Consider the following 24063-nt stretch of genomic DNA (forward strand, 5'->3'; position numbering starts at 1 on the left):
GCGAAGTTCAGCTCTGCGTTGCAGCAGGGCGCCGCTCGCGCACGGAGTCCAGTACTGCCTCGACGACCCGGTCGACAGAAGGCCAGTTTTTATCCGGTGCATGATCGACATAGCTATCCGGCGAGACACTCCGATAATGCTCCGGATAGCCCCAGATCGCGTCGTGAACGTTCGGCCTCGTGATGCTGCCGCCGATCACCGCGACCGTCGGCCGACGAAACGCGGCCGCCACGTGCATGAGCATGGAAGAGTTCGTCAGCACGACATCCGCCGATTCGGCAAGCGCGAAAACCGTTCGCATCGACAACGTTCCCGCCACCGAACGAACCGGCACGCCCGGACCGGCGGCGGCGATCGCTTCGGCGGCGCGCGCCTTGTCGGCGGCGCTGCCCACGATCAGGATGTCGCAGGCGTCGTCGGTTCGGTTGAGCGCCGACGCAACCCGCGCGAGCGCCGCGCCGACCTGTTTTGGGTCCCAGACCTTGGTCGGCACGCCTGCCCCGATGCCGACCAGCACGCGCACCGGGCGATTGCCAGACTCGGCGGCGTGCCAGACGTTCGCGGCCTGCGCGCGCTCATCCGCGGTGAGAAAGAGTTGCGGCCGCGCTTCGGGCAGATCGGTCGCGCCCAGCAGTTCGGCCTGCGTAAGCGCGGCGCGTCCACTTTGGCGACGCGCGAAGTCGATAAATTCCTGGCATCCGCTGTGACCGCCGCGGTAGCCGCGCACGCCGATGCGGTAGCGCACGCCTAAGCGCATCATCAAAAGCGCGCCCATGTAGCTGCCGAGCACGTCGATGCCGACATCGAAGCCGCCACGCCTGCGCAGCGCGGCGACTTGCGGCGACGACAGTAGAAAGCGCAGAACGTTACGCGGTGAACGGTCCTGGACGAGCTTGTTGTTCCAAGGCGCATCGATCTCGACGATCTCGTCGATGAACGGATTGTTTTCCAAAATCGGCCGCCCCCAACCGCCGATGCCCGCGACAAGGCGCGTCGTCGGAAAACGCTTCTTGAGCGCCTCGAAGATCGGCGTGGTGGTCAGCAATTCACCGAAATCGTTCGGGCGCAGCACGAGGATTTCGCGCGGCACGTCGCGATGCGGATCATGCCGTGCCGGGTTCAAGCGTCCAATCGTCCAGACCGGCAATTCCGTCAGCAGACTCTTCCAACCCATTGCTCCTCCGTGCACGCGGTGGGCGCCGAATGGCGCCGCGTTTTCCGGATCGATTGTGCATCGCGGAGCCGTTGCGATCTGTGGGCGTGATTACAGAAAGCGGTCCGTCGCGCAGTAAGCGATAGTTCGACGTGCTGCTCAGACTGCGCTTGCACTCCGATACTCGCGCGGTGCCGTATCGTGATATCGCCTCCAGACACGGCGAAAGTCGCGTACCGACGCGAACCCCGATTGCTCGGCCACGCGTTCTATCGACAGCTCCGGGCTCGTCAGCAATCTTTGCGCGCGAGCCACGCGAAGACTTTGCTGATACGCCAGCACGGTGACGCCCGCATGCTCCGCGAACAACCGGCTCAAATGCCGCGGGCTCACGTGCGCGGCCTGCGCAAGCTCGGCCACGCTCCAGGCGCGCGCGGGGTCCCGCGCGATGACGTCCTGTGCCCTGTGTACCGCCGGATGCATGTGATTGCGATGCGCAAGCCACGGCGAGAGTTGCGATTCGTCTCCCGCGCGGCGCTGGTACATCACCTGACGTCGCGCCACTGACGCAGCCAGTTCCGCCCCCTCGATCTGCTCGATCACATGAAGCGCCAGGTCGATGCCCGCCGTGATGCCGGCGCTCGTCAACACGTCGGTGTCATCGACGAACAGGCAGTCGTCCTGCACGCGCGCCGTGGGTTCCTCGCGCTTGAGCAGCTCGATTAACGCAAAGTGCGTGGTGCAGCGGCGCCCGGCGAGCAAGCCCGCGCGCGCGAGCAGCACGGCGCCGGAACAAATGCTGGCGATGCGCGTGTCGTCGCGTGGCGCGATTCGCAGCCAATGCGTGACCGCATCGAAGGGCGCGCTCGTGCCGGGCTCGGGCGATTCCGTGGCGCCGACGACCATGACGAGGCTATTCGGCGGCAGCTTGTCGGGCAGCGGTTCGAGGCCATCGACAAACGTGCCGATGGAGGTCGCGACGCGAGGCAGCGGGCCGCAGTGATGCAAGTCGAACGAAGCGCCGGATTCGGCCGCCATGCGAAATGCCTCGGCGGGGCCCGCATAGTCGAGCATCAGCACGGAGGGCGTCAGCACGAACCATACGGATGTCGCGGGCTTCATGCCGCGCGTGGCGTTTGCCAATTGGCGAGCGCATCGTCGACACTGGCGATGCGTGCAAAACGATTCTGCAAGACCAGTTCCGTGTGCGCCTTGATTTCCGCCGGCGAATAGACGCGTCCGCTCGTCGCGTGAGTCATCGGGAAGGTGAGCGTGGCATCGGTCACATAGTCGACCGTATAGCCGATGTCGGAGGCTACGCGCGTCGTGGTCTCGCAGCATTGCTCGGTGCGGATGCCGGTGATGACGAGATGATCGATCTGCCGGCGACGCAACCAGAGATCGAGGCCGGTGTCGGTGAACGCGTTGTGCGTGTGTTTTTCGAAGACCACGGAGGGCGCGCCCGGCAACCAATCCTGCGGCACGACAAAGCCGGATTCCCTGGTGAACGGACCAGCCTTGCCGATGTGAAAGATGTGGACGACTGGAACGCCGACTTCGCGCGCGCCACGGTCCAGACGCAGGATGGCGCTCTTGAAGGCAGGCAGATCGGCATCCGACCAGTCGGCGGTCTGACGAAACGATTCCTGTACGTCGATGATGATCAGCGCCGAGCGGGGGAGGGTGGCGGACATTTTTGACGCTCCTTGATTGGGAAAGTCCCATCATAAGCGGGCTTTTTGCGGGAATCGAGAATGCTTGCGGTCAGGATGAGGACAAAATCCGCCAAGCGTCTGGCGAAGGCGACTGGTTGTTTCCTAGGGCCTAAGCACCGCTGCGACAGATGAGGTCCACGAATTGCTATAAGGCGTCTCAAGCGTCGTTCGGAATTTCAACAGTCGAGGTCTTGCCGAAAGACGCGTCTGATCAAACAGTTCCAATCGACGAAGAACCAGCGCTTGCCTAATGGTCCAGGCAAACCTGACGTGGGTCGCCGGGCGCATCTCATTTCGTTTCAACAGCCAGTACACCGCCTCTTGGCGCGAGCTCTAATTCAACGGGAGCAATCATGCATTTCGTTATCAACGGCAAGGCAGTCGACCTGGACTTCGATCCAAGAACGTCGCTGCTCGATCTGCTGCGTGAACATCTCCATCTTTTTGGCGCTAAGAAAGGCTGTAATCAAGGTGCATGTGGCGCTTGCACGGTGCTGGTCGATGGCACGCGCATCAACAGTTGCCTCGCGTTGGCCGTTCAATATCAGGACCGCGAGATCACCAGCGTCGAGGGACTCGGCGCACCGGGGGCGCTTCATCCACTTCAGGAAGCCTTCGTCGAGCATGACGGTTTTCAGTGCGGCTACTGTACGCCCGGTCAAATCTGTTCGGCTATCGGAATGGAAAAGGAGTTGAGAGGCGGCGTGCCGAGCTATGTCAGCGAGGACGTGAGTGCGGAAGGCTTCTCACTGACCGATGCGGAACTGCGCGAACGGATGAGCGGAAACCTGTGCCGCTGCGGTGCGTATAACGGTATCGTCGACGCCATTCAGATCACGTTCGGAAAGGTTCAGACGCAGAAAGAGTCCGTCGAGCAAGGGGTCGAACAATGAATCCCTTCACCTATGAACGCGCCCTGGATCAGCAGGCGGCGTTGACGTCCGGTGCCCGTTCGGATGCAAAGTACCTAGGCGGCGGCACCAATCTCGTCGATCTGATGCGAGAGACGATCGAGCATCCGACGATGCTGATCGATATCACGGGCCTCTCATGCGCCATCGACGACACGGATGACGGCGGCCTGAGAATCGGCGCCGGCGTAAAGAACACCGCCGTGGCCGCTGACCGGCGCGTGCGCGAACGCTACCCGCTATTGTCCGAAGCCATCCTTGCAGGCGCTTCCGCGCAGATTCGCAACATGGCAACGGTCGGCGGCAATCTCCTGCAACGCACCCGCTGCGGCTACTTTTACGATGATGCCGCCCGCTGCAACAAACGCGAGCCGGGTTCGGGCTGCGATGCAATGGACGGATTCAACCGCATGCACGCCATCTTCGGCGCGTCCTCCGCGTGCGTGGCCACGCATCCCTCGGACATGGCGGTGGCGCTCGCCGCACTCGGCGCGAACGTGGAAGTCGAAGGCCTCAATGGTGCGCGTCGTATTCCCCTGGTCGATCTTCACGTCCTGCCCGGCGACACACCGAACATCGAAACGGTGCTCGAAGCAGGCGAACTGATTACGGCCCTTACGTTGCCGCCTGAATCGGCGGGCCGATCCGCCTATCGCAAAGTCCGTGATCGATCTTCCTATGCCTTCGCGCTCGTTTCCGTGGCGGCGGTTCTTGACGTGCAGGGCGGCATGGTCAAGGAGGTGAAAGTCGCCCTGGGCGGTGTCGCGCACAAGCCGTGGCGCGCCTTCGCGCTCGAAGCGGCGCTCAAGGATGGACCCGCGACCGAAGCCGCGTATCGCGCTGCCGCAGCGGCGGAATTTGCGTCCGCTCGAGGTCTTCGCGACAACGCCTTCAAGATCGAACTGGGTCAGCGCGTGATTGCCGACACACTGGTCAAACTGACCGCTCGCAAGGAGATCCGCTAATGCCTATCCTCAAGGACGCCGCGCAGGCGGTCATGAAAAAAGCCATCGCCCTCGCACCCGATAGCTTCATTCCCGGCGGCAAGCCGGACCCTTTGATCCTTCACAAGCACGGGCTGATCGGCGCACCGGTTAGCCGTATCGACGGACCGTTGAAGGTGTCCGGTCAGGCGACCTTCTCGGCCGAGTTTCCAGTCGATGGCATGACGTACGCGGCACTCAAGTACGCATCGATAGCGCGCGGCCGCATCGTGCAGATCGATACGTCGGCGGCGGACGCCGCGCCGGGCGTCGTGCTCGTGATGACGTACAAGAACGCGCCGCGTCTGAAGCCGATGCCCGCGTTCATGACGAAGCCCAAGGCCGCGGGTGGCGACGATGTGCCGATCATGCAGGACGATCAGGTTCACTGGAACGGTCAACCGGTTGCGCTCGTGCTGGCCGAAACGCAAGAGCAGGCGGACCACGCGCAGTCGCTGATACAGGTGACGTACGAGACCTCAGGCGATGCGGTGACGTCCTTGGCGGCAGCGAAGGCGCACGGCTTGGAGCCGGGCGTGTTTCAGGGCGAGCCGCTCAAGCTCGAGATCAAGGATGCCGAGGCAATGCTCGCCGCCGCGCCGCACAAGATCGACGTGCGCTACACGACGCCGCGTCACAATCACAATCCAATCGAGTTGCATGCGGCGACGCTCTATTGGAAGGACGAGACGCTGCGTATCCACGATACCGTGCAGGCGGTCGCGCACGAAGCGTGGACCATTGCGCAGGTGTTCGGCATTGACGAGAAGGACGTGCATGTCACGTCACCGTATGTCGGCGGCGGATTCGGTTCCAAAACCATCTGGCAACACCAGGTTTTGGCCGCGGCTGCATCGAAACTCGTGAAACGTCCGGTGCGGATCATGTTGACGCGCGAGGGCGTATATCGCATCGTCGGTGGACGCACGCTCACCGAGCAACGCGTGGCGCTCGGTGCCCAGGCTGATGGAACCCTGGACGCGTTGATTCATACCGGCACGGTCGCCATGACGCCGCATAACAACATGCCCGAGCCGTTCATCTTGCCGGCAAAGAGCGCATATGCGTCGCGCAGTTTTCTGCTCGATGTCGAGACCGTCAAGATGAACATGACGGCCAATACGTTCATGCGCGCGCCCGGCGAGGCGGTCGGCACCTTCGGGCTCGAATGCGGCATCGACGAACTCGCGCACGCCATGGGCATGGACCCTATCGAGTTGCGACTCAAGAACGAGCCGGAGAAAGATCCGACGACGGGACTGCCATTTTCCCAGCGCGGAATCGTCGAGGCATGGAAGACCGGCCGTGAACGATTCGGTTGGGCCGAGCGCGGCGAGCCGGGCGCACGCCGCGACGGCGACTGGCTCGTTGGCGTGGGCTGCGCAACGGGAACGTATCCGTACTATCGGATGCCCGGCGGTGCGGCGCGCATCACGCTCAATAGCGCGGGGCGTGCGACGGTAAGCATCGCCGCGCACGAAATGGGCATGGGAACATCGACCGCGCAGACGCAAATCGTGGCCGAACGCCTTGGACTCGCCATGGAGGACATCGAGTTCAAGTACGCCGATTCACACTTGCCCGGCGCGGTGCTCGCGGGCGGTTCGCAGCAGACGGCGGCCATTGGCGCTGCGGTGATCGCGGCGCATCACAAGCTCGTGAAGGAACTGCTCCGTCTTGCGGGCAACAGTTCGCCGCTGTCCGGTCTTTTGCCCGACGACGTTGGCGGCCACGACGGCGGCCTTTGCGCGCTCGACGACGAAACCCGGCACGAACGCTACGGCGCCATACTCGCTCGCGGTCAGCGCGATGAAGTGACCGTGGAGGCCGAAGCCCCGATGCCTTTTGAATTGCAGCACTGGTCGATGCACAGCCATAGCGCGCTCTTCTGCGAGGTGCGTGTGAACGTCGTCACCGGCGAGATTCGCGTGAGCCGTTTTCTCGGTTCGTTCGATTGCGGCCGCATCATCAATGCCAAGACGGCTGCGAGCCAGTTTCGCGGCGGCATCATCATGGGACTCGGCCTTGCGCTCATGGAAGAGACTCAATTCGACGAGAGAAGCGGCCGCGTGATCAATCCATCGCTTGCCGATTACCATGTCCCAGTTCATCTCGATGTCCCGAGAATCGATGTCATCTGGAACGATGAAGCCGATCCGCACACGCCGATGGGCGCGCGTGGCGTCGGCGAGATCGGTATCACGGGCGTGGGTGCGGCCGTGGCGAATGCGGTTTTCAATGCCACGGGCAAGCGGGTTCGGGATCTGCCAATCACGTTGGATAAGGTGATGTGAGGTTTCGGCGCGGGCGCGGACTGTGTACGTGTTCCGGTGACCTTCAAGGTAATCAGCTTCGAAAGACGTGGCCGGTTGCCGAAAAAGAAGTGAACGTCGCGCACGCATCGCTCGCCGGGGCGTCGCGGGCTACGCGATCGTTTGGCGAAGACATGCGCGACGCTCGCTTGAGCAGGCGACAGCCAGCTCAAGCCTTCAGCGCCTTCAGCTTATTCCAGTCGAACTCGATTCCATGCCCCGGCCTTTCCGGAGCGATAGCAAAACCGTCTTCGATACGAAGCGGTTCGGCCAGATACTTCTCCAGCCCGAAACCGTGCGCTTCGAGATAAGAGCGATTCGGAACCGCCGCGAGCAAATGCACGGTCACGTCATGGGCGCCGTGGCTGGTGACGGGAAGGTTGTGCGCTTCCGCAAGATGGGCGATCTTCATGAACGGCGTGATGCCCCCGCAATTCGTGACATCGGGCTCCGGGTACGTCACACGACCGATGGTGATCATCTGCTGGAACTCCCAGATCGTGCGCATGTTTTCCCCTGTCGCGACCGGCAAGCCGCCTTCGCTGACGATCCTCGCGTGACCCGCGATATCGTCGGGAATGGTCGGCTCTTCGAGCCAGCCGGGGTTGAACGGTGCAAGTGCGCGCGCGGCGCGGATGGCTTCATCGACGGACCATTTCATGTTGGCGTCGACCATCAGCGGGAAGCTGTCGCCGAGCATCTCGCGCATGACCGCGACGCGCGCCACGTCCTCCGCCAGATTCTTGCGTCCCACTTTCATCTTGATGGCGCGAAAGCCTTGGTCGATGAAACCTTCCGCCTGGCGCAACAACTGATCGAGTGGAAAGTCCAGATCGACACCACCCGCATAGACCGGCACCTTGGGATCGTAGCCGCCGAGCATGCGCCAGAGCGGCAGGTTCGCGCGCTTCGACTTCAGGTCCCAGATCGCCATGTCGAAAGCGGATAGCGCGAGGACAGTCGGGCCGCCGCGCCCACCGTAATGCATGGCCCACCAGGTCGATTTCCAGAGCGCTTCGGCCAAGTCCGCATCCTGAAGCCGGGCCAGTTCGGCGATCTCGTTTGCCGCCGCCTGAACCGAACGGCCGTTGCGCCCGACGGTGTAGGTGTAGCCGACGCCTTGGGCGCCATCGGCATCGCGAACGGTTACCGTGACCAGCTCGAAATTGGGAATGAGGCCGTGCGTGCTGTCGGACAACGGCACGGGCAGGGGAATGCGGAAATAGTCGCTACTGACATCACTGATGATCGCCATGACACGTCCTCACGATTGATCAAACGAAAGATGTTGCGCGGCACCACTGCGTGCTTACGCCTCTGAGCCGCTGTCTCCTTGCAGCCGTGCGGAACGTCGACGGCGCGCTTCCGTATCGACGAGATGTTCCAGCATGGCGGCGCTCGCGCGCAGGCCGTCGCCGCCGATAATGGCATTGAGCACCGCCTTGTGCAACGGCAGCGAGATCGCGTGAGTTTTCGTCGGGCGTCGAGTTGGTCAAATGAAGCGGAGCCATTCGCGCCACGGACCCTGGTTCGGCGGGCGATCGCGCGCTTGCACGATGAGCATCGCACGTTCGTTAGGCGCATCGATAGATGACCGACTCAATGTCGCGACGGCTGGTTGTTGCGGCATTGGCCACTGCGCTTGGCTGCTATTTTCGCTCGCGGCATGACAACGCAGTTTGCGGCACGATACGGTATATGTAGCCCAAGGCCACGTGGCTCGGGCTCGATTGAACCGTTCATCTCAGACCATACGAGGCACTATGCGCATTGGATTCATTGGCACCGGCACGATCACGCGGGCCGTCGTGACCGGAATGATTCGGTTCGACGTTCCCTTTGAACACATTGCGCTTTCGCCGCGCAATGCCGAAATCGCCGCGAAACTTGCGAGTCTCGACGCGCGCGTCGCGGTGTGCAGCAGCAATCAGGAGGTGCTCGACACCAGCGACATCGTGTGTCTCGCGGTCGTGCCGCAAATTGCGTCGACGGTGCTTGGCGAACTCGAGTTCGATGTGCGGCATCAGGTCATCAGCTTCATGGCGGGCGTGTCGATCGAGCGAGTGTTCGGCATGGTGCGCACGGCCGCGAGTGTTGCGCGCGCGGTTCCTTTGCCGGCCGTCGCGGAAGGCAAGGGCAGCACGGCCATCTGTCCGCCGAGCGCACTTGCGCGAGCGCTCTTTGGGCCGTTGGGTAAGGCGGTCGAAGTAGACAGCGAACATCAGTTCGATGCACTGTCGGCAGTCACGGCAACCATGGCCAGTTTCTACGCGCTACTGGAAGAGCAGGCTGCGTGGCTCGTTCGCCAAGGGCTGCCGTATGAGGCGGCCCGATCGTTTTTGTCGGGTTATCACGTCGGCTTGGCACACGATACGACGCGAGGCGATCAACCGTTCTCGAAGATGATAAAGGAGTCGAGCACGCCCGGCGGCATCAACGAGCAGCTTCACGCGGAGTTGCAGCAGAAGGGGACTTTCGCGAGTTATTCGGAGGCGCTTGATCGGATCATGCGACGGGTTCAGGGGAGGGGGTGAGGCTTGCGTTGGGTGTTCGGGGGCGTATGCCATTTTTAAGCAACATTATGCTGTTAATGTCCAACTCGGAAATGCAATTGATTTGATTTTTTGCGTATTACGTTGGTTATCTTGACCCGCATTTAGTTTCATTCGCTTCTTTTCTGAAGGATGTCCAGACGTTGCCGATCCTGCAAGGTCAAATTGGCACGCTCCACGCGGCCCTTGGCCTGACTCGTGTCTGCTCAAAATGCGTCGATGTTGAGCTCGTACAAGGCTCGCCCGAATTGCGTCACGCCTTTGCCCGCCGTGCTCGAACGGTTCTTGACATTGAACACACTGGCCTTGTCGCTGTAAAACGCCATCGGTTTGCCGTGTGCGCGCTGGTACTTTGACAGCGCCTCGAAATAGCTGAACGTCGACTCGGTGGCGGTGAAGTGCAGCGTCATCAGCTGTCCGGTGGCGTCATCGATAAACACCAGCAGCGTGCATTGCGGCGCTCGCTCTTCAAACCAGCGATGTTCACTGCCGTCGATCTGAATCAGCTCACCCAGGCACGCGCGCCGATTACGCGGCTGGTGAATGCTGGGCGGGCGCTGCTTGCGGGGAACCCAGAGTCCTGCGGCCGTCATCAACGTTCACACTGTCTCGACAGCCAGTCTGATGCCGTGGCACTCCCGTAACTTCTCGCATGCCAAGGTAGATCCGAAGTCGGCGTAGCGCTCGCGGATCAACCCAAGCGCGCGCTGCGCCACGCCCTCAGGTAGTCGATGATTGCTCGCGCGTGCGCGCTTAAGCGAGACCAGACCGAGCGCACCGTCCGCACGATAACGCAAGACGAGCCGCTCGATCTGCCGCACGCTCAGACGCAGCCGCTCGGCGGCACGGCCTGGCTTGAGTTGGCGTTCGGCGACTGCCTGAATAACTCTCAGTCGGTCCAGCTCGCGCATCGTCATGGTGATGGTCCCGATCGTGTTCATTGCCCGCGCTCCTGACACGCTTGTCCGGCAATGAACTTAAGCCAAAAGGCGACATCTCTACTTGGCAGAAACACGACATTTGAACTTGGGACCTACATTCAAATAATCGATAATTAGGATTATGTAAAGTTTTGCTAGCTGTGGTCGAAGGGTGATTCATTAGACAAAAAACGGCGCCTACGTTATTGGATCGCCCCCACTTAATCTCCCTGGGGAATCTAAGTGCCCACACAGGTACGACATGGCCGCATCGAGGATTTTCTCGCCCTAGCAGATGGGCTTTCGTGCAGGGACATCGCGCGTTTACTTCGCTGCTGCCTGCGTACAGTCAAAAATTATGTCGCTGGTCGCTCGCCGATTCCTTGGCATCGAATCCAAATTCTTCGCACATTGCTCGACGATTCCCGCGACGCACCGAAATGCAAGTGCATACGCGGAGATCCAAACGAAGATGGGAGCGTGGTCGCAAACCTTGAAGATGGCATAGCAACCGAAGACGTTCCGCCTGAAGAGCTGCTCGCTTGGGTTGGAACTCATGCCCCACACTACCTCTCTAGCAAACGCAGCTTCTCTCACTACGTTAAAGGCTGGAACGTCGTCGACAAGATTCGACGCGCTAAACGCGAAGGCACGTTTCGATCGGTGCAATCGAGATGGAGGAAACTTGCTCTCGATCTGGCCACGTCATGGCGTTCCGGGAAACTATTCTCGGCCGCACCGGCGTACTTTCGCAATCGCAACTAGTGTAAAAATTTTGGACAGAAAGTATTGACAAGGCTGACCCGCTGAGTGCGCTGGCACACGCGCAAATTCGGCCGCTGCCGCCCATGCTTCCACTTCATTCGCGTAGTCTTCGGGTAGCACCTTCAGATTGCGATCGCTTTTGCCCCCGATCACAACGGACTGACGCTTGCCCGCGCGGTTGTGATGCCCGTGTGTACGCACCCCAGCGTAGCTTTCGCGCTGCGCGATATGATAGCGATGGCTGCCACCTTCGCGTCGCGTGAGATTGACTTGGGTAAGCGTGCAGTCGCTTGCCTTTTATTTCAGGCTGATTTGGGTGAACAACAAATGCAGATCCTTCACATTCATCATCGCGTCGAATCGTCCGGAAAGGCGAGTCACCGATGACATATCATGCGCTTGCAGCCTCAGCCGTCTTTTCGAAGACGAGGATCTGCGAGCGACCAAACATGAGTTTGTAGCCGTTCAGAAGTTTGGTCAGTGAGCTGACCCCCGGATATGTACCCGGCGGCGTCCCTTTGACAATGCGACTCGTCCAAAGATACGAAAACGGCTTCATCGTTAGGTAGAGCGGTATGAGCACCTTTCGTTTAGATCGGTCGACACGTATTTCAGTGAGTCTACATCCCATGGAACCAAAGAAGTAGATCAAGTGAAGAGGCGTATATGGACTGATATGGCCACGGTCGAGCAACGTCCCATTGCTTTGACGCATGTTGTTCGCGCCGAATTGAAAGAACGTACCTGTAAAAAGAAACTGAAAACGAGAATAAAGGTTAGCGATGTTTGGTGTCGAAATAATTATCCGGCCTTGCGGCGCTGTCACTCTAACCAATTCCCGCATCAGACCTATCGAGTTGACTACATGCTCGATCCCTTCGAGGCACGTCACGACATCGAACTCTCCGTTAGACCATGGCAGAGGAGCCTCCATGTTTGCGCGAGTAGATCCTGGCCAACCGTTGATGTCTGCTTTAACGACCTGATGTCCTAGCTCTTCGAGTGTGGATCCAAAGACGCCGCACCCGGCCGGAATATCAAGTATTCGCTCGTTTCCACGAGAGTGCTCTGCCAAGTAGGCAAGCACAATTTCCATATACCTCGTCATGTCTAAACGGTCAAAGCTGAAACCCGGTTCCATTTCGCCTCGTAATTCGGATGAGAAACGTATGAAGATACCATTTCAGCCTTGCTTTCAACAATATGACCTTGTCTGAAAAAAGCAAAAAATCGAAAGCAAGCCGGGACGTCCGCGATATGAACGCACGCTGTAACCGCCGAAGGTCCCTGCAAGCGAACTTCCTCGCTCAAGAAGCGCGCTTGCGAAAATGAGATCGGTGCTTGGCTGTTGTAGGGTCATCTCGTACCTCTAACTCGAGTGCGCTCGTAAAGCCCGCGTCGCCCGTGAGCGTGTGCACCACCCTTTTGACAAGCCAAAGCGTGTCGTCAATTTCAGGTTTAAAGCCTTTGATCGTCACTGGCAGTTCAGGAAACACCTCCGCGCGGCCGTGCGCCAATGTGTAATCCATCGTGGCCTGACTGCGCTGCACCCGCGCATATTCCGCCTTCGCTGCTGCTCGTGCCTCGGCTTCGCTCGCGTAGTCTTCGGGCAGCACTTTCACATTGCGATTGTTTTCTCCGCCGATCACAACGGACCGCCGTTTACCTGCGCCGTTGGAATGCCAATGCGCCCGCACGGCAGAATAGCTCTCGCGCTGTGCGACGTGGTAGCGATGGCTATCGCCGTCCTTCCGCGTGAGTCTCACCTCGGCAAGCGCCCGCCCGCTCGCCGTCTTGCCGGTGCCGATCGGCATGAAGAGCAAATGCAGATCCTTGACGTTCATTACTGCGTCGAAGCGCCGGGCAAGCCGCGTGAGAAACGACATATCGCTCTCATGGGTCTGATCGATATGGGCAATCGCGACCGAGGCGAGCACCTCACTCACCGCGGCTTTTAGCGAATGTCGTGATGCAATGGTGCGCACGATCGCGCCGAGTGTCTGGCCATGCCAGCTTTGTTCGCGCCGCTCGTGCATGGCATGGGTCATCGAGGCTGATCGTGCGCGAATCGTGATGAGATCGGGTGCGCCGCTGTGCTCGATTTCATCGACCGTGAAGACTCCTTTGTCAACAAGCGACTCCCCAACCCACCCGATCGCCACGCGAATGTTTGCACCACGTTTCGGTATGGCAAATGTGTTTTTGGAATCGTCGATGACGAGATCAAGCGTGTCGGATTCTTCGGCGCGCGACTCCGAGAGCGTCAGACTGATGAGCTTGGGCGCGATCAGGCGCGACAGATCACGACCATCGAGCGTGATGCGATAGTCGGCTTGCGGTTGTAAGCGTGCGTGCACGGTCATGCTCAGGAACCTTGCGCATTCGCTAACGCATCGTCGTCGACACGCTTGATCAACAAATTGAACTCGATCTTGCGAGCAACACCATCACGCGTGTGATAGCTCGCGGTCTCATTCAAGCTCTCGATGATGAACGCGCCATACACGGTGCCCGCGCCGTCAACAAGCACATACGCCTCGCCCGTGTCCCCCATCTTCGCGAGCTCGCCCAGCGAGGCGATAGCGCCAATTGAATTGTCTTGCGCGATCATGCCATTGAGCGTGATCGTGTCGTCACCGACGCCCACGTACTGACTTGCATCACGCACGCCAATGCGCGAGCTGGTTCGATGCTTCCAGTTGCGCTGGCGTTGCAATTCCTTGAGCGGCGCGGTTTTGAGACTAAAGACGAACTGTCCCAGCGACATCATCATGGCGGCTCCCTCGTGCTTACGCTTTATCCCGCAGGCTTGAGCCCAAGCGCGACTGCTTCGCGCGTTCACGGCGATCGAGCTCAGCCGCAACGGCTCGCGCGATGGCTTGCGCGTCCATGCCCGGCTGCGGATAGATGTTGATCGTGACCGCATCGGTAGCGTTCCTTGCTGCACTACCCGCTGCCGTCGCCGCCAATGGTCCGCGCGTGTCGATTGGCACGCGCGGACGTGTCAGCGCGACGGTAGGCTCAATAGACTTGGTGAGCTGCGGCACTGCCGCGATCGCAGGCGCAGCGAACGAGCTTGCCGCGACTGCCGCCAGGCCGATGGCCGCGCGTGCGACACGCTCCTGAGCGCGGTCGATGCCGAGCGCCGCGCCCTCTCCGACGAAGTGGCCCAGTGCGCTGAAGACGCGACTTGGGCTGTGGATGCCGAGCTTTGCCTTGAACCAGCCGACGGTCGAGCTCGCCACGTTCATGATTGCATCCTTGACCGACCCCATACTGCTCGTAATGCCGCTCACCAGGCCAGAGATGATGTTCGTCCCGATCGTCGCCATCGAAGCGGGGAGTGCTTTGAGCCATGCCACGCCCCCGGCAAACGTCGATCGCATATGCTCCCAGAGCGATGACGCACCGGATTTGATCGTGTCCCAGTGCGTGTAGATGGCGTACGCAGCCAGGGCGATCACAGCGACGAGGGCCGTGATCGCAAGCCCGATCGGGCTCATCAGCAGCGCTCGCCCGGCGAACATGGCGGCAGAGCCAAACATCCGAAACGCGCCGACGGCAAGCCCCAGCCCTCGCGTCAAGAGACCGCCCTTCATGCCGAGCACCGCCATGCTAAAACGCAGCAACGCGAGCGGCCCAAGGATGGCCGCCAAAGCAATCGTCAACGTCCCGCACACGGCAAGTAGCGCGGCGAATACCGCTAACACGGTAATGACGGCCTTCGCCGCGCCCGGATGCGCTTTGACCACGGTGAGCAACCGTTCGGCTAGCGAGCGCGTTTTGTCGAGCCCCGCGTTATAGAGCGGCGTGACGCGCTGACCAATCTCATTTTTGAGGTCACGCAGCTTGGCCATTGCGGCAAGCTCTTTGCCGCTCGTTTGCTCCTGCGCAATGCCGCTCAGCGTATCAATGTCCGCCGCCACCTTGTTCTGGCGCTCGTTCTTTGCAATCTGATTGCGTTGCAAGAACATCGTGGTGAACAAGTTCGAGGCGGTCGAGTTCGTGAACATCGAGCCGATCGTGCTGACGATCGCTTTCTCGTCGGTGATCCCTTTCTTCGCAAGCGCTGGTAGCAACGTCTCCTTCATCCACTCATAGGGCGAGGACTTGAACTGTTCCGAATTGAGCAGCGCTCCATCGGCGAATGCCTTGACGTGGCCGTTCTTGTCGTATTCGACTTTTTTGGAATCGAGCAGTCCGAGATTCATCAGCTTGCGCGCGGCGCGTACGGTCGTGCGCCCCTCGATCAGGTTCTGGTAGCCCGACATGAGGCCCTTACCGGCGCTGCCGCGCATCTCCTGAATAAGCGGCTCCATCTGATAGAAGAACGCGTCTTTGGAAAGCGACTTGGCGGCCACGCCGCCGCGCTGAATGAACTCCATCCACTGATCACCGCCGACCCGGCCGCCGGTCGCCGATATCACTTTCTGAACGCGGTTGGCCTCATCCAGGAACGTCGCTTGGTCCTTCGTCCCGCCTCGCAGTTCGATCACCTTGAGCATGTTCATGAACTTGCGCTCATTGTCTTCGGCATGCTCTCCACCGTACACGGCGTCGTTCGCAAACTTCATCTTCGACAGGATTGGTGTTGCAACCTTTGCATGGTGTGAATCGGCAAAGACCGACATCGAGTCGCGCATCATGGTCATATTGTCGGAGGTGCTCGCGCCGTACACCTTCATGCCGCGTGCGAACTTTACGGCGTCCTGCGTGGCGTGCTCGCCCAAGCCCAGAGCCTGAATTCGTGCGATCTCATTCTGGACCTTCTTGGCCTCGCCGAGCGTCTCACCCAGGCCGCCCAGAATGTGCGTGCCGGTGCTCTTGGCCGCATAGCCGCCGATGGCCATGTTGGCCCCGACGCCCTGCATGGCTTGCATCTTTGTGCGGGCGGCCGCGATGCGCTTCTCGCGCTCCGCAAGCTGTTCGAGTTGCTTGTGCTGTTGCGCGATCGATTCCTTAGTCGCGTCGATGCTCGTCTTGAGTTCGCGCTCGTGCCGAGCCAGGCTCGATGTCGCGACACCCGCGTCCGATAGCTTCGTTCGCAACTCGCCCAACTTCGCGACCTGCTGACTATGCTTGGCGGTGAGCGTCACGGCGGCCTGCTTGGCCCGCTCGAAATCAGCAATCATGGCTTTCGACGGCGGCCCCGATGCATGCAGCGCGCGTGTGAGTTCTCCCACGGTGGCGTGAGCGGACTTCATTTCAGCCGTCGTCTTGGCAACGCTACCGGAAAGCTCGCGAAACGCGGCGATGTTCTTCTGCGTGTTGCTCAATTGGGTTAACTGCGCACGCGTTTCTTTGAGCGATGAGGCGAGCGCTTTGTTGCCTGCGAGCATGGTCTTCAAGGGCTTGGTGATCTTGTCCACCATGTCGAACATGACCCGAAGTTTCAATGCGTTGTCCACCGCTATTCGCTCCCGCTACGTTGCCGCGCCCGCTCGCGCCACGCCATCAGCTCCACTAGACCAAAGTCATCCATTACCGCAGGCGTCCAGCCAAAGACCACGGCGATGTCGGCCATCGCATCTTCTACCCTTTCAGGGATTCCAGTTTCGATTTGACGGCCTTCGACATCAAAAAACCCGCAAAGATGCCTCCTAACTCGACCAGATCAGCGGGATCGATGTTGGCGACATCGTGCTCGGTGAGCGTAGGCATGCTGATGCGCGGCAGCACCTTCGAGAGCGCGGCGACATCGAGGTTCACGAGGTCGGACAGCGACACGCCGCGCAACTCGCCCGACTTGGGTTTTCGCAGCGTGACAGTGGTGATGGTCTGCTCGCCGCGCACCAATGGCGTGTCGAGCGTGTGCGTGTTTGCATCGGCCTTCGGTTCGTTATCGATTTGATTGGTTTCCATATTCGTTTCTGTCAGTCAAAGTGGTGAAGGAATTGTGAGCGCTGCGCCCCAGCTCAAATGCCGATCGCTTTGCGAAGCGCGGCCAATAGATCCTTGCCGTTGATCTTTTCGATCGAGTTGATGAAGTCGATCTCGATGAGCTCTTGCCCGTTGATCGTCAGCTTGTAATAACTCGCGACGGTCGTGACCTTGAACGCGGTGTCGTCTTTGGCCTTCGCTGTGCCCATCTCGATCTCGCTATGCCGACCCTTGATGACAATTTCGACTGAATCGACACTGGTTGCGTCTTCGGACTGGTAGCCGCCAGAAAAGCGCAGCAACACGCCATCGTGCGTGGTCACGCCATACTGGGCGAGTACAGGACGCATCAAGCCGCCGCACGTCCATTCCATCTGGATGCCCTCTTGACCGAAATCGATCTTGATCGGCCCGCTCATGCCTGCGCCCTGATAGTCCTCCATCTTGCGGGTGAGCTTGGGCAGCGTAACCTCGGCAACTTGCCCGATAAAGCTTTCGCCGTTGTGAAACAGGTTGAATCCTTTGAGTTTGCGAGGCATCCCCATGTTTTTTCTCCTTGAAAAGACCATCCTGATGGCCGCGGTGACGCCGACGGCTAAGGCAAATCGTTACGCGCTCACGCGTGAGGCGAAGTCCGCGAGATATCGGTCGGTGATGCGCTGACGCAGCACAAGATTTTCAAGCGGGGGCACGGGCGTATAGTCGTAGTCGATGAACGACTGCCCAGACTTCAACGTGTCAGTCGTGTTAGGCGCAGGGTCGAACCAGGCCGAGCCGCCGATCAGATAGCCTTGAGAAATCCACGCCCTGAATTTGCCGTTGATCGTCTCGATGATGTCGCGCGGCAACGACGGATGAAGCGGCCCGTCGACGACGGGCATTTGTGCTTCCGCGATCGAATCGGCGAGCACCTGTGCGGTGCGCGTCGAGTTCTCGAACGCAAAGAGCGGATCGCTGGAGCAGGTACGCGAGCCCCAGAACCGGAAGCCGTCCTTGTTGATGAGCGTCGTGACGCCTTTTTCGTTGAGATAGCCCGCGTCGGTGGCCGGATCTTGCAGACCCCACGAGACGTCAGCCGAGATACCCACCACGCCATTGACGGCCACATTCGAGAGCGTCTTGTGCCAACCGACTTGCTCGTCGATCTTCGCGCGCAGGCCTAATGCGTACGCCACTGACGGAACCTCGACGTTTTTCTTCGCATCGCTATCCCAGGCGATGAAGTTAGGCCAAAGGAGCATGATCTCGCGCTGGCCGAATTGGTCTCGATACGCGGCGACCTCCTCCTTGGTCTTGCACCCCCAAGCGAACGCATACGTCATCGCGCGCAACGATTGCGCAATCGGCAGCATGGCGGCGGCGACTTCCGGCCGGTCCAGTCCCGGCACACCGATAATGCGCGGCGTGACATGAAGCTTCGCGTTTGCGGCGAGAAAAGCTTTCATGCCGGTGTAGCGGCCGTCGCTCGTCACGGTCCCGATCACATTGCCGACCGTCTCGTCCTGATCTTTACCTTCGGCCACGCGCACGACGACAGTGAGGGCCTTGGTCTGTGCACCGATGGCCCGAAGCGTGGTGGAGAGCGTGCCCTTCTTTCCAGCTTTACCTAGAGCGTCGACGACGTTCGTGAGCAGAACGGGCGTATTCAAAGGAAAGGCGTTTTCGTCCGCATCGTCTGCCGTGCACACCACGCCGATCACAGCGGTGGCCACGGTGCGAATGGGTCGCGTGCCCTGATTGATTTCGATAACACGAACGCCGTGGTGATAGTAGGTTGGCATGGTGCGAAACTCCGATGATGAGGGTGAGTAAATACGGGAGATGAGGCTTACGGTACTGTGATGTCAGGCACCACATCGGCGTCGCTGAACACGAACCGATTGGGCGGGAGCGCGGACGGGTCGATGCGCTCGGGGGGCGGCTCGATCAGCACTCGCTCGGCAAACCGAGTCAGGTCTTCGCCCTTACCAGGCACGCCCTCCACCTGAACGGTAGCGATACCGATGGACTGCGCGCCTTGTTGCGCGACCTCGCGGTTGTAGAAGCTTGCGACCTCGACGATGCTCTGCTTCAACTGCAGATCAACAGTCACTCGGCGGACAACATGAAACGATGCGGGGACACCGATCGAGGCGATTTCAACGTTTTTTTTCAGCGGCATATGTGGATTCCAAATGAGAGATTTACAGGGGTGACACCGGCCACTCGATGTGCTTCGGGAAACCGGGTTGAGCGGTGACTGCGCGAAGCGCCTGGCGATAGACGACGAGCGCTTTGAAAGTGGAAGCATCCAACGTCGTCGGCACGCCCGCGTCTTGCTCGTCACGATGCCGATCGACTAGCCACTGTGTCGCGGCGAGCCGTTCGTTGCGTTGCTCGCGCGCTTGGGCTGCGATGACTTCCATATCCTCCACGTAACTCGCAATTGGACCGAACTCGCCCGCGACCAATCGGGCGAATAACGCCCGACCGTGCGCTTCAACATCAGTGGGCATAGCAAAGAAGACCTGTGGTTCCGTGATGCCCATCGGATGATTGGGGAACGTCACAGTGCAGCGGATGCATTGCTTTTGCTCGGGATCCATCCATTGAGGGTTCGTGACGGTGCCGATCTCATACGGATCGCGGATCACCGGCGCTTCGTGCAATATCGCGCTGGTGCTGCGAGCTGAATGCGCGGCATGACGGTTGGCATTGGTGTCGAAAAGGATTGGAATCTTCATGATTAGCTGATGCGTTGCCAGAGGTAGACATACAGCGAATGGTTGCCACCGACCTTGCACTGATCCTGCCGACGCCAGTTCCCCGAGTACGCGGCAAAGCCGCCATCAGAGGGTTGAGTCGGCGAGATATAGCCGGGACGCGAGGTGCGAAGGCAAAACGAGCCGACGCCGCCTGGATCAAGGATCGTGCGGGGCGCAGCCCAGTTGCCGAAATTAGTGTGCGTAAGGATCGCGCCGATGTAGGTGGTATCGACATACATGTCGACATTGGCGCCCCAGTTAAGCGTTACCTTGTGGGCGGTATCACTCACGACATAGCCATACCCGCCGTTGCCATTTCGGATCGGCGCGCGTGCGTTGATGCCGTTATCACGCGCAGCGAATTGAGTGTTCAGCCAGTTGGACAGCCATCCACCCCAAACACCGCCGGAGAGGTTGCCGTCGCTGGCGAGAGAGGCGTGCCCACCGCCTGCGTAGACATAGCCCAAAGACACAAGATCAGCGCCTTGCACACGCTGATTCGAATACAGTGGCCCGTTGATCGAGCCTCCGTTCGTCGTCAAGGGATTGGGCAGATTGCCAGTGTCCCAGGGCGTGACACCCGCCCATGTCGGGCGCGCGCGCGGCAAAGACAGCACGCCGCTGTCGGACAAGGTCGCGTTAATCGCGCGATTCGCGCTATTGACGAATTCGAGTTGCCGTTGCGTCGCGTTCGAACGTACAAAAGGCGAGAAGCCGTTCGCATCGAATAAGAGCGCCGGACTATAGGGAGAGCCCGCAGACTTCAGACGAACATCGCCGCCTACCGGTCCGCCCGTAGTCGAATATTTGCCGTCTAGCGCGGCCTGCAACCCGTCAATCTCGAGAATTGCGTGGTGGTGCCCACGATTGGATTTGTCAACGATGGCGTGACCGATCGCCGCTTGAACACCGGCCGGTGTCGCCGCGCGGCGAGTATCCGTGCCCGCGACGGTCTCAGCACTGGTGGCAAGCTCCACCACGCCTTGCCGTTCCGTGGTCGCCGGCGGATTGAGGAACGACGTTTCGCCAAAGACCAACTGCGTAGCATCGATCGCCGCGAACTGCATGTCACACGAGAGCAACAGCAAGGCAGCGGGCGACTTTTCCATGATCGGCGTGTCCTGCCCGTACGCGGCTAGCAGCGTGCCGTCTTCGAGATACAGCCCAAAACCGTAAAGCGAATATTGGTCTTCGCTATCGTCCGTAAGCGTCGCGTGAATCGTGTCGGGGGCCACGTTCGTGCCGCCGAAGGTTGTGATCCGCTTGCGCTCGTTCGGCAGCGCCTTGAGCGCCTTGCTCGACTCGAACGCTGCGGTCGCAAGACCGATCTCGACGATCTTGTGTGCATTCGTACCGTCCTTGTTCGGCGCGACAAGCGCCGCGCGGCCAGCATCGGTTAGGGTGAGAAGGTTTGCCATCGTCTGCTAGTCGATTCGTTATTCACATAAATTGAGTCGGCGGTACACTGCCACGCGCGCCGAAGCGCCGATCGGTTGCTGAACCTGCTTCGAAAATCCCTGCTTGAACGTGTAGTGCGCCCGCAGGGGCTTGGTGCGGTCGATCTCTGCACGGATGTCGGCTACATACTCGGCGCTCGGCACCTTGCCCTCATGACCGCTGACGGTCATCAGGATTTCGAACGTCCCTGGCCTGCCCACCGGCTGGAGCTCGAACCACTCGCGCAGGATGAGGTTGCCACCGAAGGCTGCGACCACCTCGCGCACCGCGGCGGCCGTCCCCTTGCGACGCGCTACGGGGATAGCCTGCTTCACACGCGCGCGCTTCACGTGTTCGGGCCAATACCCTTTCCACGTATCAACGCCCAACTGCCACGCGAGCCACGGCAGGAGATCGAGACGAATCGCATCAGGATCGATGAGCGTGGCAAGCGGCGTCGGAATGTCGTCAATAGATGCGCTCGTATCGGCAAACCGGCGTTCGAGCCGAGTCGCATTGGGCGGAAGCAATTTATTCAAGGCTGTACACCCCGTCGTCGATCAGTTCGATGCTGGTGCAATAAGGCGCTTGCGTCTTGGACGCTTTGATACTTTGGAGCGGCTGCTCAAGCACGACCTTCTGAACGCCCGGTGCGCGTGCAGCCGCATAGATTCCATCGAGCGTGACTTCCATCCCAAGCCGGTGCATCTGCTCGGCGTAGCCTTTCATGGTTTTGTTGGCCTCTTCAAGCGCGACCGCGCGATCGGGGCCGGAGAAGAAAGTCAACCTCGCGCGCACCTCATATTTGATGACTTCAGCTGACTTGACCGTGACCTTATCGGTGAGCGGTCGCACGTCGCTTGCACTCAACGCGGAGACGACGGCATCAATCAAGCTCGCTTCGGCCGCGCCATCATCCAAGCGAGACAGGATCGTGACGAGCACCTCACACGGCGCAGGACTGATGGCGGTCGCGTCGAGCACATGAGCGTGCGCGTTGCGCGCAAGCGAGATATAAGCGCCTTCGGGACCTGCCACGGAGAAACGCTGTGGCGCGAGCTGCACCCGCGCACGCAGATCGGCATTGCCCTCCATCTTGGCCTTGGTCCCCTTCTCGGGGTTCGCCGGCGTGATCGTCTGCCGTTTAATGCCGACGAGCGCGGCCAGATGATCCAGGTCTGCATCGATCGCATAGGCGAGCATGATTCGGCGCGCGGCATCGTTCACGCGCTGGCGCAGCGTCATTTCGCGATAGGCCAGCAGCTGCAACAAGCGCACAATCGGCTCCGATTCGAGCTTGAGTGTCTCCGATATCTCCGCCTGTTCCTCCTTGGCATGCAGCGAGACGAATTTCGCTTTCAAAGTCGACAACAAGGTTTCGAAATCGATCGTCTCGATGATGTCTGGCGACGGGAGCTTAGAAAGATCGATAGGTGTTGCGCTCATGCTACTTTTCCACTCAAGACGTCAACGCGCGCACGCACGGGCGTGCCGCTCACACCGGTCCAGCCCTCGATTTCAAGATAAAGCACCCCTTGCGCGGCCTCATCGGCGACGAGCAGCACACGGGTCAACGTGAGACGCGGCTCCCAGCGCATCAGCGCAGTCGCAACGGCCGCGTACAGGCGAGTTCGCATCGCGCCGTTGGCCGGTGCGTCGATCAGATCGGTCAATTCGGAGCCGAAGTCGCGACGCTTGATGCACGAGGCAAGCGGCGTCGAAACGATCTTGCCGATCGACTGGTAGAGATGATCGAGGCCGGAGATCCAACGGCCGTTGAGTGCGTTCATGCCTCTCATACGGCTTTTCTCCGGCGATTGAACCGTCGGCGTAATGCCGACTTGCAGACCCTTGCACCAGCGGCCGCATTCATACCTCTGAAACTCGCGCCTTTGATCGGCTTACTCGTGGGTGCAGTGGAGCCTTGAGCACGGTGCAAGTGGCCCTCCACACTGACTCCGGCCGCCGTCACATCCTTCGAGAAGTGAGCGCCGCCGTCAATGCGCATCGCGTGGTCATCGCTCCCGCCCTCACCCTGTCCGCTCATACCGGACTGAAACGCGAATGCGCCTGCGACCGTCATCGACTTGCTGACGACGACATCGCCGTCGAGCGTAATGAGCTTTGATTTCAGGGTGCAGTCGTCGCTTTCGATCGAAGCCTTCTGCGTTTTGACAACAACTGCGTCTGGTGCGACGAGATCGATGGTCGCGCCCTCGGGAAGCTTCGCGGACAGCGTGTGAGCCGCATGGTCGTATTGAATCAGTGCGCCATCCGGATAAGCGGTCGCATGAACGTCAGCGCTGCGAGTGGGCGGCTTCACGCGCCCGCTAAGGATGCCTCCCCATACAACGCCTTGTGCGGGGTCGCCCATCGGGCACAGCAGGATCACTTGCTCGCCGACGCTCGGCGGATTCCACGCACGGGTCTTACCGGCTCGCAACGTGGCGAACGGCAGCCAGTTCGTCGTCAAGCCCGGCGCATGCTCATCATCGGGGTCGCCCACCGACACCCGCACGCTGGGCGGGTTCGTCGAGAGGTCAACCTCGGCCACTGATCCCTTTCGGATCAGGTTGATGAGAAGGCGGCGAAATTCATTGGCGTGCATGTCGCCAATCTTGCCAAGCAAGCGCGCGCGAGACGAGTAATCACCGATGTTTCGCGCCTGGACACAAAATTGTCCGCCGAGGA

25 protein-coding genes and 1 pseudogene are annotated in these 24063 nt (G+C 60.3%); 4 read left to right on the forward strand and 22 right to left on the reverse strand.

What is annotated here, in order from left to right; translation table 11 throughout:
• Positions 1-7: 7 nt before the first annotated feature.
• The 3 genes from P9292_RS08115 to P9292_RS08125 form a co-directional block, all read right to left on the reverse strand.
• Entirely contained in the window at positions 8-1174 is a 1167-nt protein-coding gene (locus P9292_RS08115; RefSeq protein ID WP_309958521.1) for a glycosyltransferase family 9 protein, read from the reverse strand.
• 138 nt (positions 1175-1312) lie between these two features.
• Complete coding sequence (locus P9292_RS08120) at positions 1313-2275, reverse strand: helix-turn-helix domain-containing protein (protein ID WP_309958522.1); 963 nt, start codon at positions 2273-2275, stop codon at positions 1313-1315.
• Positions 2272-2847 (reverse strand): isochorismatase family protein, encoded by a 576-nt coding sequence (locus P9292_RS08125; protein WP_309958523.1) that lies wholly within the window; start codon positions 2845-2847, stop codon positions 2272-2274. The genes P9292_RS08120 and P9292_RS08125 overlap by 4 nt, the downstream gene beginning before the upstream one ends.
• Before the next feature lie 374 nt (positions 2848-3221).
• Here P9292_RS08125 and P9292_RS08130 point away from each other — a divergent pair, with 374 nt between their 5' ends.
• Genes P9292_RS08130 through P9292_RS08140 form a run of 3 tightly spaced genes read left to right on the forward strand, consistent with a single transcriptional unit; the run spans position 3222 to position 7056 of the window.
• Positions 3222-3761 (forward strand): 2Fe-2S iron-sulfur cluster-binding protein, encoded by a 540-nt coding sequence (locus tag P9292_RS08130; protein WP_250468302.1) that lies wholly within the window; start codon positions 3222-3224, stop codon positions 3759-3761.
• On the forward strand, positions 3758-4744 hold the full coding sequence (locus tag P9292_RS08135) for a xanthine dehydrogenase family protein subunit M (protein ID WP_309958524.1): 987 nt from the start codon (positions 3758-3760) through the stop codon (positions 4742-4744). The genes P9292_RS08130 and P9292_RS08135 overlap by 4 nt, the downstream gene beginning before the upstream one ends.
• On the forward strand, positions 4744-7056 hold the full coding sequence (locus tag P9292_RS08140; RefSeq protein WP_309958525.1) for a xanthine dehydrogenase family protein molybdopterin-binding subunit: 2313 nt from the start codon (positions 4744-4746) through the stop codon (positions 7054-7056). Before P9292_RS08135 ends, P9292_RS08140 begins: the two co-directional genes overlap by 1 nt.
• Before the next feature lie 187 nt (positions 7057-7243).
• On the opposite strand, the gene P9292_RS08145 is transcribed toward P9292_RS08140, so the two are convergent.
• Together P9292_RS08145 and P9292_RS08150 are read right to left on the reverse strand one after the other, a co-directional pair.
• Positions 7244-8329: a mandelate racemase/muconate lactonizing enzyme family protein gene (locus P9292_RS08145; protein WP_309958526.1), complete on the reverse strand. Its 1086-nt coding sequence runs from the start codon at positions 8327-8329 to the stop codon at positions 7244-7246.
• A 54-nt stretch (positions 8330-8383) separates the two neighbouring features.
• A complete protein-coding gene (locus P9292_RS08150; RefSeq protein ID WP_309958527.1) occupies positions 8384-8524 on the reverse strand; it encodes a hypothetical protein in 141 nt (46 codons plus the stop codon).
• Positions 8525-8837: 313 nt separating this feature from the next.
• Here P9292_RS08150 and P9292_RS08155 point away from each other — a divergent pair, with 313 nt between their 5' ends.
• The gene (locus P9292_RS08155; RefSeq protein WP_309958528.1) at positions 8838-9608 is read left to right on the forward strand and encodes a pyrroline-5-carboxylate reductase; all 771 of its coding nucleotides are present in this window, start codon (positions 8838-8840) and stop codon (positions 9606-9608) included.
• Positions 9609-9772: 164 nt separating this feature from the next.
• On the opposite strand, the pseudogene P9292_RS43125 reads toward P9292_RS08155, so the two are convergent.
• From P9292_RS43125 to P9292_RS08235, 17 genes and pseudogenes are all read right to left on the reverse strand, one after another.
• Positions 9773-10078: pseudogene (locus P9292_RS43125) on the reverse strand (transposase); the annotation flags it as partial.
• A gap of 147 nt (positions 10079-10225) precedes the next feature.
• Positions 10226-10567: a helix-turn-helix domain-containing protein gene (locus P9292_RS43130; protein WP_409015132.1), complete on the reverse strand. Its 342-nt coding sequence runs from the start codon at positions 10565-10567 to the stop codon at positions 10226-10228.
• Between the two features lie 1135 nt (positions 10568-11702).
• Positions 11703-12452 carry a methyltransferase domain-containing protein gene (locus P9292_RS08165; RefSeq protein WP_309958529.1) on the reverse strand — a complete coding sequence of 250 codons (750 nt, stop codon included), beginning with the start codon at positions 12450-12452 and terminating at the stop codon, positions 11703-11705.
• Positions 12453-12618: 166 nt separating this feature from the next.
• Entirely contained in the window at positions 12619-13674 is a 1056-nt protein-coding gene (locus P9292_RS08170) for a phage late control D family protein (protein ID WP_309958530.1), read from the reverse strand.
• A gap of 2 nt (positions 13675-13676) precedes the next feature.
• A complete protein-coding gene (locus P9292_RS08175; protein ID WP_250481381.1) occupies positions 13677-14084 on the reverse strand; it encodes a phage tail protein in 408 nt (135 codons plus the stop codon).
• Between the two features lie 16 nt (positions 14085-14100).
• A complete protein-coding gene (locus P9292_RS08180) occupies positions 14101-16683 on the reverse strand; it encodes a hypothetical protein (RefSeq protein ID WP_409015147.1) in 2583 nt (860 codons plus the stop codon).
• A 38-nt stretch (positions 16684-16721) separates the two neighbouring features.
• Positions 16722-16835, reverse strand: a complete 114-nt coding sequence (locus P9292_RS08185) for a GpE family phage tail protein (RefSeq protein ID WP_309851674.1) — start codon at positions 16833-16835, stop codon at positions 16722-16724.
• A gap of 8 nt (positions 16836-16843) precedes the next feature.
• Complete coding sequence (locus P9292_RS08190) at positions 16844-17173, reverse strand: phage tail assembly protein (RefSeq protein ID WP_309958532.1); 330 nt, start codon at positions 17171-17173, stop codon at positions 16844-16846.
• A 53-nt stretch (positions 17174-17226) separates the two neighbouring features.
• Complete coding sequence (locus P9292_RS08195; RefSeq protein ID WP_309851341.1) at positions 17227-17736, reverse strand: phage major tail tube protein; 510 nt, start codon at positions 17734-17736, stop codon at positions 17227-17229.
• A gap of 63 nt (positions 17737-17799) precedes the next feature.
• Positions 17800-18972 (reverse strand): phage tail sheath protein, encoded by a 1173-nt coding sequence (locus P9292_RS08200; RefSeq protein ID WP_309958533.1) that lies wholly within the window; start codon positions 18970-18972, stop codon positions 17800-17802.
• A gap of 47 nt (positions 18973-19019) precedes the next feature.
• Positions 19020-19352, reverse strand: coding sequence for a hypothetical protein (locus tag P9292_RS08205; protein ID WP_309851336.1), 333 nt, complete (start codon positions 19350-19352; stop codon positions 19020-19022).
• A 22-nt stretch (positions 19353-19374) separates the two neighbouring features.
• Positions 19375-19824, reverse strand: a complete 450-nt coding sequence (locus tag P9292_RS08210; RefSeq protein ID WP_309958534.1) for a phage tail assembly chaperone — start codon at positions 19822-19824, stop codon at positions 19375-19377.
• A gap of 92 nt (positions 19825-19916) precedes the next feature.
• Positions 19917-21353, reverse strand: a complete 1437-nt coding sequence (locus P9292_RS43135) for a hypothetical protein (protein ID WP_409015133.1) — start codon at positions 21351-21353, stop codon at positions 19917-19919.
• 18 nt (positions 21354-21371) lie between these two features.
• Positions 21372-21911 (reverse strand): phage tail protein I, encoded by a 540-nt coding sequence (locus tag P9292_RS08220; protein ID WP_309958535.1) that lies wholly within the window; start codon positions 21909-21911, stop codon positions 21372-21374.
• On the reverse strand, positions 21904-22818 hold the full coding sequence (locus P9292_RS08225) for a baseplate J/gp47 family protein (protein WP_309958536.1): 915 nt from the start codon (positions 22816-22818) through the stop codon (positions 21904-21906). The genes P9292_RS08220 and P9292_RS08225 overlap by 8 nt, the downstream gene beginning before the upstream one ends.
• Positions 22815-23171: a GPW/gp25 family protein gene (locus P9292_RS08230; RefSeq protein WP_309958537.1), complete on the reverse strand. Its 357-nt coding sequence runs from the start codon at positions 23169-23171 to the stop codon at positions 22815-22817. The genes P9292_RS08225 and P9292_RS08230 overlap by 4 nt, the downstream gene beginning before the upstream one ends.
• The gene (locus P9292_RS08235) at positions 23168-23980 is read right to left on the reverse strand and encodes a phage baseplate assembly protein V (RefSeq protein WP_309958538.1); all 813 of its coding nucleotides are present in this window, start codon (positions 23978-23980) and stop codon (positions 23168-23170) included. The genes P9292_RS08230 and P9292_RS08235 overlap by 4 nt, the downstream gene beginning before the upstream one ends.
• Positions 23981-24063 lie beyond the last annotated feature (83 nt).

It is taken from the genome of Caballeronia sp. LZ001 (assembly GCF_031450875.1).
Classification (GTDB): Bacteria; Pseudomonadota; Gammaproteobacteria; order Burkholderiales; family Burkholderiaceae; genus Caballeronia.